The following is an 11,521-nucleotide window of genomic DNA, read 5'->3' as shown; positions in this document are numbered from 1 at the left end:
AACCGGGATCACGCCCGCGGGCCCGGGACACGGCAACCGCCGTGTCCCGGGCCCGCGGCCGTCCGGGCGGCCTCAGTCGCGCGCGGTGCGGCGGTCGAAGACGACGTCGCGGGCGTGGTCGAGGGCGGTGGCGACCGCGCCGAGGAGGACGGCGTCCTCGCCCAGGGAGCTGGGGGAGATGCGGGGCCGCAGCGGGGTGAGGCCGCGCAGGGACTCGCGGAGGGTGCTCAGGAGGAGGTCGGCGCTGTGGCCGACGCCGCCGCCGAGGACGACGAGGTCGGGGTCGAGGACGGCGGCGACGGCGGCGACGGTGTGGGCGAGCCGCTCGCCCTCCTGGCGGACGGCGGTGACGGCCGCGGCGTCGCCGGCGCGGGCGGCGTCGAAGACCTTCTTGGCGGTGAGCGGGCCGGTCATGCCGAGGGCGCGGGCGGAGCGGACGACGGCGTCGCCGGAGACGGCGTCCTCCAGGATGTCCGGTTTGTGTCGGCCGGGCCACGGCAGGAAGCCGATCTCGCCCGCGGCGCCGTGGGCGCCGGTGAACAGCCTGCCGTCGGCGACGACGCCCATGCCGAGGCCGGTGCCGATCATCACGTAGACGAAGAGCCGGCTGCCCGCCCCGGCGCCGAAGGTGTACTCGCCCAGCGCGGCGAGGTTGGCGTCGTTGTGCACCGACAGGGGGACGCCCAGTTCCTCGCGCATCCGGTCGAAGAGGCCCGCGCGGCCCCAGCCGGGCAGGTGCATGGCGTAGCGCACGCGGCGCTGTTCGGCGTCGTAGACCCCGGGGGTGGCGACCACGGCGTGGGCGACATCGCCGGGGGCGACGCCGGAGTCGGCGACCACGCCCCGCGCGGTGGCGACGACGAGCTCGGCCATGGCGGCGGAACTGCGGGCGCGGTTGCGCGCGTCGGCGCGGGCGACGACCGTGCCGTCGAGGTCGCAGAGCGCGACGCGCAGCCAGGCGCGGCCGATGTCGATGCCGAGGGCGTGACCGGCGGCGGGGTCGGGTTCGTAGAGGACGGCGACGCGGCCGCGACGGGGGACGTGCCGGCCGGCCTCGCGGACCAGGCCGTGCTGTTCCAGTGAGGCCAGGGCGCTGGAGACGGTCGGCTTGGACAGCCCTGTCCCGCGGGCGAGTTGGGCGCGGGAGGCGGGGCCCTCGCTGCGCAGCCGGTCGAGCAGCAGCCGTTCGTTGGTGCTGCGCTGGCGCTGCTGGTTCCAGGGCTCGGGGCCCCTGTCGCTGCCGCTCATCGGACCATTCTCATGCACCTCGGCGGGACCCCTTGACGCCCTAAGTAAAGGTACTTAACTTAATCACGCCCCGGCGCCCAGGCGATGACCCGACGTCCCCCGCTCTCCAGCCCACGGAGGCCCGCATGGCCGGCAGTGCACCCCCCGCAGGCGGCTTCGTCCGACGCATCGGCCTGTTCCAGGCCACCGCCATCAACATGAGCCAGATGTGCGGCATCGGCCCGTTCGTGACCATCCCGCTCATGGTGGCCGCCTTCGGCGGTCCGCAGGCCGTCATCGGGTTCGTCGCCGGTGCAGTGCTCGCCCTCGCCGACGGCCTTGTCTGGGCCGAACTCGGCTCCTCCATGCCGGGTTCCGGCGGCAGTTACGTGTATCTGCGGCAGGCGTTCCAGTACCGCACGGGCAAGCTGATGCCGTTCCTGTTCGTGTGGACGGCGATGCTCTTCATCCCGCTGATCATGTCCACCGGGGTCGTCGGCTTCGTCCAGTACCTGGGCTACCTGGCCCCGGACATGGGCAGGACCACGGGCGACGTCGTCGGGCTCGGGCTGATCGCGGTGGTCGTTCTGCTGCTGTGGCGCGGCATCGAGTACATCGCCCGGCTCACCGCCGTCATGTGGTGCGTGATGATCGCCTCGGTGCTGCTGGTCATCGTCGCGGCGTTCACGCACTTCGACGCGCACCAGGCGTTCACCTACCCCGCCCACGCCTTCGAGCTGACGAGCACTCACTTCTGGACCGGCTTCGCGGCGGGCCTGACCATCGGCATCTACGACTACCTCGGGTACAACACCACCGCGTACATGGGCGCCGAGGTGAAGGATCCCGGCCGCACCCTGCCGCGCTCCATCGTCCTCTCGATCCTCGGCATCATGGCGATCTACCTGCTGCTGCAGATCGGCACCCTCGGTGTCGTGGACTGGCACCGCATGACCGATCCCGGCGACATCGCCTCCTCGTCCGTGGCCTCCGCCGTGCTGGAGCAGACGTGGGGCAGGGGCGCCGCCCAGGTGGTCACCGTGCTCATCCTGGTCACCGCCTTCGCCTCGGTCTTCGCCGGGCTCCTCGGGGGCTCGCGGGTGCCGTACGACGCCGCGCGCGAGCGGGTCTTCTTCCGGCCCTACGGCAGGCTGCACGCCAAGCACCGCTTCCCGGTGCTGGGACTGGTCACGATGGGCGTCGTCACGGGCATCGGCTTCCTCATCGGCCGCCACACCGACCTGGCCACCCTGATCCAGCTCCTGACCGCGGTCATGGTGATCGTCCAGGCACTCGCCCAGGTGCTCGCCGTCACCGTGCTGCGCCGCCGCCAGCCGGGGCTGCGCCGGCCCTACCGGATGTGGCTCTACCCGCTCCCGGGGCTGGTCGCGCTCGTCGGCTGGCTCGTCATCTACGGGTACGCCGACACCAACGCCCCCGGTCGCCACCCGATCGAATGGTCCCTGGCGTGGGTCGCCCTGGGCTGCGTCGCGTTCGTGGGCTGGGCGGCGTACGAGAAGGTCTGGCCCTTCGGGCCGAAGGAGATCTCCGAGGAGTACCTGGAGGGCGCCGACCCGGACGCGGAGACGGCCGCCGTCACCGCGTGAGGCGGGTCGCGGGCCGGTCCCGGCGTCCTCCGGGGCCGGCCCGCGGCGTGTGCCCGTCAAGTCACACGCGGATGCCGCCGTCGACGCGCAGAACGGCGCCGGTGACGAAGGAGGCGCGGTCGCTGAGCAGCCAGGCGGCGGCCTCGGCGATCTCGGCGGGCTCGGCGGCGCGGCGGAGCGGGGTCGCGGCGCCCAGCCGTTCGACGAGGCCGGGGGATGCGTGCTCCCACTCGCGGATCATCTCGGTCAGCGTGGTACCGGGGGCGACCGCGTTGACGCGGATGCCCTCGGGTCCGTAGGTGACGGCGGCGGACTCGGTGAGGCTGTTGACCGCGCGCTTCAGCGCGCCGTAGACGGGCAGCTCCGGATTGGCGCCCCAGCTGCCGACGCTGGAGTTGTTGACGATGGCGCCGGTGCCCGCGGTGGCCCGGATCGCGGCGACCTCGGCCGCCATGGCCAGCCAGGTGCCGCGCAGGTTCACCGCGTAGACGCGGTCGAAGTCCTCCTCGGCGACCCGGTCCATCGGGCCGGGCGGCACGATGGTGGCGGCGTTGTTGAAGGCGGCGTCGAGACGGCCGTGCAGGTCCACGACGCGGTCGACGGCGGCGCGCACGCTCGCGGCGTCGGCCACGTCGCACACGATGTGGTCGGCGGTGCCGCCCGCCGCGCGGATCTCCTCGGTCACCGTCTTGAGCTGGGTCTCGGTACGGGCCGCGAGCACCACCGTGGCGCCCTCGCGGGCGAACAGCCGGGCCGCGGCGGCGCCGATGCCCCGTCCGGCACCGGTGACGAAGGCGACCTTGCCGGCCAGCAGGCCCTGCCCGGTCGCGGTGGTGGAGGTGAGGGTCGTTGTCGTCTCGTTCATACCGGCGAGCCTGCGGCCGGCCGCGCCGCCCATCCAGGCACGGGCGGTACCTGGCTGGGCCCGGCCCGCCCGCGCACACTGGAGGGGTGGACAGACGAGAGCTGGGGGACTTCCTGCGCAGCCGCCGCGAGCGGATCAGCCCCGCCGAGGTGGGCCTGCCCGCCGGCACGCGGCGCCGCACACCCGGGCTGCGCCGCGAGGAGGCGGCGCAACTGGCCTTCATCTCGACGGAGTACTACACCCGGCTGGAACAGGCCCGGGCGCCGCGCCCGTCGCGCGAGGTGCTGGCCGGGCTGAGCCGCGCCCTGCGCCTGTCGGACGCCGAGCGCGACCACCTCCACCACCTCGCCCTCGGCGCCCCCGCGGCGCCGCCCGCCGGACCCCCGCGGGAGGTGCGGCAGAGCATCCTCGACCTGCTGGACCGGCTCCCCGACGCCGCCGCGATGGTGATGTCCGCGATGTACGAGGTGATCGCCTGGAACGACCTCGCGGCCGCACTCCTGGAGGACTTCTCCGCCCTGCCGCGACGCGACCGCAACCTGGTGCGCCGTCTGTTCCTCGGGACGGGGGACCGCCGGCTGTACGGGCTGTCGGACGTGGAGGCCTTCGCCCGCTTCTCCACCCACCGGCTGCGGGCCGCCGCCGCCCGCTACCCCGACGACCCCGAGGTGTCCGGCCTGGTGGCCGAACTCCTCGCCGGCAGCGAGGAGTTCACCCGACTGTGGGAGTCCCACGACGTGACCGGCGAGCTGACCCTGCGCAAGACGCTGCGCCACCCACTGGTCGGTGCGGTCACCGTCAACTGCGACGTGCTGGACCTCTCCGACCGGGACCAGCACGTCGTCATCTACACCGCAGACCCCGGATCGCCGGCCGAGGAGGCACTGCGCCTGCTGTCGGTCGTCGGTACCCAACGAATGGACGTGCCCGGCTGAGTGGTCGGCCCGCAGGTGACGCAGACTGAGGCCGTGCCGCCCTCACTCGTGCGTCCCACCACCGCCGTCCACGCGTCCTACGTCGCCGCGATGGAGGAGTTCCGGGCCGAGGGGCGCGGCGCCCGGGGCGAGATCTCGGCGATCGGGAACGCGCTTCGCGAGTACGGCGGCCGCTGGCGGGACCCGGCGGTCTTCGCCGAGCACGTGGCGAGCGTGCGCGGCCCGACCCGCGATCCGGTCGACCTGTGCGTGACGTACTGGTACGTGGACGGCGACGCCTTCCTCGGCCGGCTCTCCGTCCGCCCGCAACTGACCCCGCCCTGGGGTGAACTGCTCGGCCACGTCGGCTACGACGTCCGGCCGTCCGCCCGGCGCCGGGGGCACGCGACGGCCATGCTCCGCGCCGCCCTGCCGCTGGCCCGCCAACTCGGCCTCGATCCCGCCCTGGTCACCTGCGACGCCGGCAATGTGGCCTCGCGCAAGGTCATCGAGGCCAACGGCGGGGTCCTGGAGGGCGCCACCGGGGGCAAGATGCGTTACCGGGTGTGACGCGGGCGGCCCGGGTGCGCGTTCGGCGGCGCGTGGTGCACGTCGGGCGCATGGTGCGGGGCGGACACCCGACGGCACACGGGGCACGGGGCCGTGTGCGGGGCCCGTGGTGCGGCGTGCGGATTCGGAAGTCCGGAACCCCCAGTAACCTGGAAGACGACAAGCAGCCCCACTCGGGGCGACCAGACGCACGAGGGACTGAACGACACTGGGCAAGCGACAGCCCGAAGGCCCGCCGCCCGCACCCGCGGTGCAGCGCATCCGACTGCGCTACACCAAGCGCGGCCGCCTCCGGTTCACCAGCCACCGCGACTTCCAGCGCGCATTCGAGCGGGCGCTGCGGCGTGCCGAGGTGCCCATGGCGTACTCGGCCGGTTTCACCCCGCATCCCAAGGTCTCCTACGCGAACGCCGCACCCACCGGCGTCGGCAGCGAGGCCGAGTACCTGGAGATCGCGCTCGCCGAGGCCCGTGAGCCGGAGAAACTGCGCCTGCTGCTGGACGAGTCGCTTCCGGGCGGTCTCGACGTCGTCGACGCCGTGGAGGCCCGCACCTCGGGCCTCGCCGAGCGGCTGGAGGCGTCGGTGTGGCAGCTGCGGCTGGACGGTGTGGAGCAGGCCGACGCCGAACGTGCGGTGGCCGCGTTCCTCGCCGCCGGGACCGTCGAGGTCCAGCGGATGACGAAGAACGGCGTGCGCAGTTTCGACGCGCGCGACGCCGTGATCCGGCTCGAAGTGGTGGACCCGCAGGTCGCCGGGGCCCATGGCGGCGACATCGAACAGGGTGCCGATAGGCCTGGGCCAGCACCTTGTGCGATACTGCGGCTGGTTGTTCGGCATTTGACACCTGCCGTGCGACCCGACGACGTCCTGTCCGGCCTCCGTGCGGTGGCCGACCTCGCGCCGCCGGTCCCCGCAGCGGTGACCAGGCTGGCGCAGGGGCCGCTCGACGAGGAGACCGGCACGGTGACCGATCCGCTCGCGCCTGACCGCGATGCCGCGACGGTACCGGAAGGCTCAGCGTAGGACTGCCGTCGTTGTGCCGCCGAGGCGTCCGGGGTGACCCGGAACCGGCAGTACGCATCAGACGAGACTTTCGTCGGCCCGTCAGGGCGGTGCCGACGAGCGATACGACAGCTCCCGTGTGGCGCCCGCGCCCCCGGGCGGCGGCACCGCGAAGACGCGGGCCGCCGTGGACCGGATCAGGGCGCGGCGCCCGGGAGCGTGACGGGAGAAATGCCCGCATGCTCGAGAACAACGAGCCGAACGAGGCGCCCGAGAACGGCGCCCCTGGAACTGCCACCGGTGGCACCGGTGGCACCGACAGCGAGGCGACGGCCGCTCCGCGCCGCCGGCGCCGCGCGGCCTCACGGCCCGCGGGTCCGCCCGCCGGTGCCGTGGACGCCCCCGAGGCGGCCGACACGCCTGCCGGGACTCCGGCCATACCGGCCGAGGCCCCCGCCGACACCGAGGCCGCACCCGCACGCACCCGCCGCAGGGCGACGCGCAAGGCCGTCGCGCCGGAGAGCCGGCCGGAAGAGACCGCGCCGGGCGATGTGACGCCGGAAGCCGCGGCGGAGACCGCCCCGGCCCCGGCCCGCCGTCGCGCCACGCGCAAGACGGCCGCACCGGCGCAGACCGCCGAGGCCTCCGAGGACACCGCCCCGCAGACCGCGCCCGCGGCCGGGACCCCGGCGGCGGAGCAGGTCGAGCCGTCCGCGGCCCCGCCCCGTGCGCGGCGTCGTGCGACCCGGAAGGTGGCCAGCCCCGAGCCGGTCGCGGCCGAGGCGCCCGCCGAGGCCGCCGACACGCAGGCCAAGGAACTTCAGGCGGACCTGCCGCTGCACGCGGAGACCCCGCCTGCGGCGGAGCAGGCCGAGGCGTCCGCCGCCCCGGCGCGCACACGGCGTCGTGCGACCCGGAAGGTGGCCAGCCCCGAGCCGGTCGCCGAGCCGGCCGCGGACGCCTCCCCGGCTCCCGCGGAGATCGCGGCCGCCGCGGACGCACCCGCCAAGGCGCTGCAGGAGCCGGCGGGCAGCCGGCGCGGCAGGGCCGAGAAGGCGGGGAAGACCCAGGAGGCGGAGCAGCCCAAGGCGCGCCGCAGCCGCAAGCGTGCCGCACCGGCCGCGTCGTTCCTCGCGGCCGACGACGGCTCGCGCCGCCTCAAGCCGGGCGCGCTCGCGCCGCGTGAGGAGGAGGCGGCGACCGCGCAGGCGGAGGCCTCCGAGGCCCCCGCCGCCGCCCCGCAGCGTCGCAGCTACACGGCCAAGGCCATCCAGGACGGGTCCGGCTGGGCCGTCGAGGTCGAGGACGCGTACGAGATCCGCGGGTACGGCGACACTGTCGAGGAGGCGCGCGCCAAGGCCGTCGAGGCCGTGGCGGAGGCCTTCGGCGTGCCCGCGGGCAGCGTCGTCGTCGAGGTACAGAGCGAGGTGCGTGCCGCCGAGCGGCCGTCGGCCGTGGAGCCCGTGGCCGAGGAGCCCGCCGTCGAGGAGGCGCCCGCGCCGTCGCGGGGCCGCCGCCGCGCGACCCGCCCGCCGATGGCGGTGTTCCAGGCGCCGGTGTTCCAGGCCCCCGGTGTCGCGCCGCTGGAGCGGCCGCAGGCCGAGCAGCCCGCCGAGCACGAGGACGAGCCCGAGAGCGACTCCGCCGAGGGGCACGACGCCGACGAGTTCCCCGTCGCCGAGAGCGCCGGCCGCCGTCGTCGCCGTCGCCGCCGGGGCGAGCCCGCCGAGGCGGTCGTGACCGAGACCGGCGACACGCACCGCGGCGAGATCGCCGAGGAGCCCGCCGACGAGCACGAGCACGACGCTCACGACGACGCCGACGCGGAGGCCGACGAGCACGAGGCGGACGACGACCACGAGGGCGACCGTCCGTCGCGCCGCCGTCGTCGCGGTGGCCGCCGCCGCCGTCGCGGCGAGGTCGCCGAGGGCGACGAGGCCGCCGCCGGTGAGGACGACGAGGCCGACGAGGACGCCGAGGACGACGAGGACCACACCGGCGACAGCACGAGCAGCCGCCGTCGCCGGCGCCGTCGCCGTCGCGGCGGTGACGGCCCGGGCGAGGAGACCCTGGGCGAGGACGCCCCCGAGCGCACGGTCGTCAAGATCCGTGAGCCCCGCAGGGCGGCCGAGCCGGTCGACGAGGTGCAGTCCATCAAGGGCTCCACGCGTCTGGAGGCCAAGAAGCAGCGCCGCCGGGAGGGCCGCGAGCAGGGCCGCCGCCGGGTGCCGATCATCACCGAGGCCGAGTTCCTGGCCCGCCGCGAGGCGGTGGAGCGCGTCATGGTCGTGCGCGAGAACGGCGACCGGACGCAGATCGGCGTCCTGGAGGACGGCGTGCTCGTCGAGCACTACGTCAACAAGGAGCAGGCCACCTCCTACGTCGGCAACGTCTACCTGGGCAAGGTCCAGAACGTGCTGCCGTCCATGGAGGCCGCGTTCGTCGACATCGGCAAGGGCCGCAACGCGGTGCTGTACGCCGGTGAGGTCAACTTCGAGGCGCTGGGCATGGCAGGCGGCCCGCGCCGTATCGAGGCGGCCCTGAAGTCGGGCCAGCCGGTCCTGGTGCAGGTCACCAAGGACCCGATCGGCCACAAGGGCGCCCGCCTGACCAGTCAGGTCTCGCTGCCCGGCCGCTACCTGGTCTACGTGCCCGAGGGCTCGATGACCGGCATCAGCCGCAAGCTGCCCGACACCGAGCGCGCCCGGCTGAAGCAGATCCTCAAGAAGATCGTCCCCGAGGACGCGGGCGTCATCGTGCGCACCGCCGCCGAGGGCGCGAGCGAGGACGAGCTGCGCCGCGACGTCGAGCGGCTGCAGTCGCAGTGGGAGGACATCCAGAAGCGGGCCAAGACCGGCAACGCGCCGTCGCTGCTGTACGGCGAGCCGGACATGACCGTCCGGGTCGTCCGCGACATCTTCAACGAGGACTTCACCAAGGTCATCGTCAGCGGCGACACCGCGTGGGAGACCATCCACGACTACGTCACGAACGTCGCGCCGGACCTCGGCGACCGGCTGAGCCGCTGGAGCTCCGAGGTCGACGTGTTCGCCACGTACCGGATCGACGAGCAGCTGCTGAAGGCGCTGGACCGCAAGGTCTGGCTGCCGAGCGGCGGTTCGCTGGTGATCGACCGGACCGAGGCGATGGTGGTCATCGACGTCAACACCGGCAAGTTCACCGGCCAGGGCGGCAACCTGGAGGAGACGGTCACCAGGAACAACCTGGAGGCGGCCGAGGAGATCGTGCGTCAGCTGCGGCTGCGCGACCTGGGCGGCATCATCGTGATCGACTTCATCGACATGGTGCTGGAGTCCAACCGCGACCTGGTCATGCGCCGTCTGCTGGAGTGCCTGGGCCGGGACCGCACCAAGCACCAGGTGGCCGAGGTCACTTCGCTGGGCCTGGTGCAGATGACCCGCAAGCGGGTCGGCCAGGGCCTGCTGGAGTCGTTCTCCGAGACCTGCGTGCACTGCAACGGACGCGGCGTCATCGTGCACATGGACCAGGCCACGGCGGTCGGCGGCGGCGGCAAGCGCAAGCGCCGTCGCGGTGGCGGCGAGGAGCCGGCGGCCGCGGAGGCGGCCGGTGTCATCGAGGCCGAGGCCGACGAGACCGAGGAACTCCCGGAGTTGGAGCCGGCCGCGGTCACCGAGGCCGACCTGGTGCCCGCGATGGGCGCGGACGACGAGTGGTTCAGCAGCCCGGCGGAGGCCGAGGCGGCGGCCGGCCGGCGGTCCCGCCGTCGCGCGTCGCGGCGGGTCACCGCCCTGGTGAGTTCGCCCGACGCCACGGCGGAGGTCGTCACGGTCGTTCCGGCCGCGGCCCCGGCCACCGAGCCGCAGGCGGCGGAGGCGGCCGCGGTCGCCGAGCAGGCCCCGGCGGTCGTGGCGGCGGAGCCGGGCCAGGAGGCCGTCGCGGAGCCGGCGCCCCCGGCCCGTACCCGGCGCCGGGCGACCCGCAAGGTCAGTGCGCCCAGCGCCCCGGCCGGCGAGGCGGAGACGGTGGTCGTCCCGGCCGCCGCCGAGCCGGTCGCCGAGCAGGCCCCCGCCGCCGAGCCGGAGCCCGTCGCGGAGACCGCCGAGGTCGCGCCGCCCGCGCCGCGCCGCCGTGCCACGCGCAAGGTGTCCGCCCCCTCCGGGCCGCCCAGCGCCGACGCCGAGGCCGCTGTGGTGGTCATCCCGGCCACCGACGCGCAGCCGGCGGACGCGACCGCGGAACCGGCGGAGGACGCGGCCGAGGCGGAGCCCAAGAAGCGGGCCCCGCGCAAGACCGCGGCCAAGAAGGCCCCGGCCAAGAAGGCCGCCGCGAAGAAGACGGTCGCGAAGAAGACCGCGGCCAAGAAGACGGCGGCGAAGAAGACCGCCGCCAAGGCCACGGCCGAGGCGCCCACCGAGGCGTCCTGACCCAGGGTCACCGCACGCGGGCCGTCCCCCACCGGGGGGCGGCCCGCGGCGCGTCCCCCGCGATGCGCATCCCGGTTTGACCCCATCGGGGGCGCCCCGTAACCTTGACCTTCGGCGTTTTAGCGCCCATTCCTGAGCACCTCCCTCCCGGCTCCGGCCGGGAGAGGCCCCCCACGCTCCGCAGGGACGGCTGGCGTCAGGAGTGACGATCCGAGCGAGAGAGTGAGTTCCGCGTGTACGCAATCGTGCGCAGCGGTGGCCGCCAGCACAAGGTGGCCGTCGGCGACATCGTTGAGGTTGACAAGATTTCCACGGGCAAGGTGGGCGACGCGGTCGAGCTCTCGACCCTGCTCGTGGTCGACGGCGAGGCCGTCACCAGCGACCCGTGGGTTCTGGCCGGGATCAAGGTCCAGGCCGAGATCGTGGACCACCACAAGGGCCAGAAGATCGACATCCTGCGGTACAAGAACAAGACCGGCTACCGCCGTCGTCAGGGTCACCGCCAGCAGTACACGGCGCTGAAGATCACCGGCATCCCCGCCGCTGCGAAGTAAGGGACTGAAGAGAGATGGCACACAAGAAGGGCGCATCGTCCACTCGGAACGGTCGCGACTCCAATGCCCAGCGGCTCGGCGTCAAGCGCTTCGGCGGCCAGGTCGTGAACGCCGGTGAGATCATCATCCGCCAGCGCGGCACGCACTTCCACCCCGGCGCGGGCGTCGGCCGTGGCAAGGACGACACGCTGTTCGCCCTCGCCGCCGGTGCGGTCGAGTTCGGCACCAGCCGTGGTCGCAAGGTCGTGAACGTCGTCCCGGTCGCCTGAGCGATCGCACGCGTACGACATCACCGAGGGCGGACGCTGCTTCCCGGGCGGGAAGCAGGTCCGCCCTCGGCGCGTTGCACCACTGGTATCAGCACATAACAGCACG

The 11,521-nt window shown here is 74.2% G+C and carries 9 protein-coding genes; 7 read left to right on the top strand and 2 right to left on the bottom strand.

Annotated features, from left to right (window positions below):
- Positions 1–72: 72 nt before the first annotated feature.
- On the bottom strand, positions 73–1,248 hold the full coding sequence (locus ACIP98_RS15390; protein ID WP_401976185.1) for an ROK family transcriptional regulator: 1,176 nt from the start codon (positions 1,246–1,248) through the stop codon (positions 73–75).
- Positions 1,249–1,373: 125 nt separating this feature from the next.
- On the opposite strand from ACIP98_RS15390, the gene ACIP98_RS15385 reads away from it, so the two are divergent.
- A complete protein-coding gene (locus tag ACIP98_RS15385; RefSeq protein WP_401976183.1) occupies positions 1,374–2,834 on the top strand; it encodes an APC family permease in 1,461 nt (486 codons plus the stop codon).
- 61 nt (positions 2,835–2,895) lie between these two features.
- On the opposite strand, the gene ACIP98_RS15380 is transcribed toward ACIP98_RS15385, so the two are convergent.
- Positions 2,896–3,699, bottom strand: a complete 804-nt coding sequence (locus tag ACIP98_RS15380) for a glucose 1-dehydrogenase (protein WP_319661324.1) — start codon at positions 3,697–3,699, stop codon at positions 2,896–2,898.
- 86 nt (positions 3,700–3,785) lie between these two features.
- On the opposite strand from ACIP98_RS15380, the gene ACIP98_RS15375 reads away from it, so the two are divergent.
- From ACIP98_RS15375 to rpmA, 6 genes are all read left to right on the top strand, one after another.
- Positions 3,786–4,634 (top strand): helix-turn-helix transcriptional regulator, encoded by an 849-nt coding sequence (locus tag ACIP98_RS15375; protein WP_319661323.1) that lies wholly within the window; start codon positions 3,786–3,788, stop codon positions 4,632–4,634.
- A gap of 33 nt (positions 4,635–4,667) precedes the next feature.
- On the top strand, positions 4,668–5,183 hold the full coding sequence (locus tag ACIP98_RS15370; RefSeq protein WP_319661322.1) for a GNAT family N-acetyltransferase: 516 nt from the start codon (positions 4,668–4,670) through the stop codon (positions 5,181–5,183).
- Between the two features lie 250 nt (positions 5,184–5,433).
- The gene (locus tag ACIP98_RS15365) at positions 5,434–6,207 is read left to right on the top strand and encodes a TIGR03936 family radical SAM-associated protein (RefSeq protein ID WP_319661321.1); all 774 of its coding nucleotides are present in this window, start codon (positions 5,434–5,436) and stop codon (positions 6,205–6,207) included.
- A gap of 218 nt (positions 6,208–6,425) precedes the next feature.
- Positions 6,426–10,592 carry an Rne/Rng family ribonuclease gene (locus tag ACIP98_RS15360; RefSeq protein ID WP_401976179.1) on the top strand — a complete coding sequence of 1,389 codons (4,167 nt, stop codon included), beginning with the start codon at positions 6,426–6,428 and terminating at the stop codon, positions 10,590–10,592.
- A 233-nt stretch (positions 10,593–10,825) separates the two neighbouring features.
- Positions 10,826–11,146, top strand: coding sequence for a 50S ribosomal protein L21 (gene rplU, locus ACIP98_RS15355; protein WP_319664658.1), 321 nt, complete (start codon positions 10,826–10,828; stop codon positions 11,144–11,146).
- Between the two features lie 14 nt (positions 11,147–11,160).
- Positions 11,161–11,415 (top strand): 50S ribosomal protein L27, encoded by a 255-nt coding sequence (gene rpmA / locus ACIP98_RS15350; RefSeq protein ID WP_319664657.1) that lies wholly within the window; start codon positions 11,161–11,163, stop codon positions 11,413–11,415.
- The last annotated feature ends 106 nt before the right edge of the window (positions 11,416–11,521 follow it).

This window comes from Streptomyces sp. NPDC088354 (assembly GCF_044753585.1).
GTDB lineage: Bacteria > Actinomycetota > Actinomycetes > Streptomycetales > Streptomycetaceae > Actinacidiphila.
Note: the sequence above shows the minus strand (reverse complement) of the source record. Positions and strands in the feature narration are given on the sequence as shown.

Excerpts from the sequence above, each read along its gene's own strand:
- ACIP98_RS15385 (WP_401976183.1), top strand. The coding sequence starts at position 1,374 with ATGGCCGGCAGTGCACCCCCCGCAGGCGGCTTCGTCCGACGCATCGGC.
- ACIP98_RS15360 (WP_401976179.1), top strand. The coding sequence starts at position 6,426 with ATGCTCGAGAACAACGAGCCGAACGAGGCGCCCGAGAACGGCGCCCCT.
- ACIP98_RS15380 (WP_319661324.1), bottom strand. The coding sequence starts at position 3,699 with ATGAACGAGACGACAACGACCCTCACCTCCACCACCGCGACCGGGCAG.
- rpmA (WP_319664657.1), top strand. The coding sequence starts at position 11,161 with ATGGCACACAAGAAGGGCGCATCGTCCACTCGGAACGGTCGCGACTCC.
- ACIP98_RS15390 (WP_401976185.1), bottom strand. The coding sequence starts at position 1,248 with ATGAGCGGCAGCGACAGGGGCCCCGAGCCCTGGAACCAGCAGCGCCAG.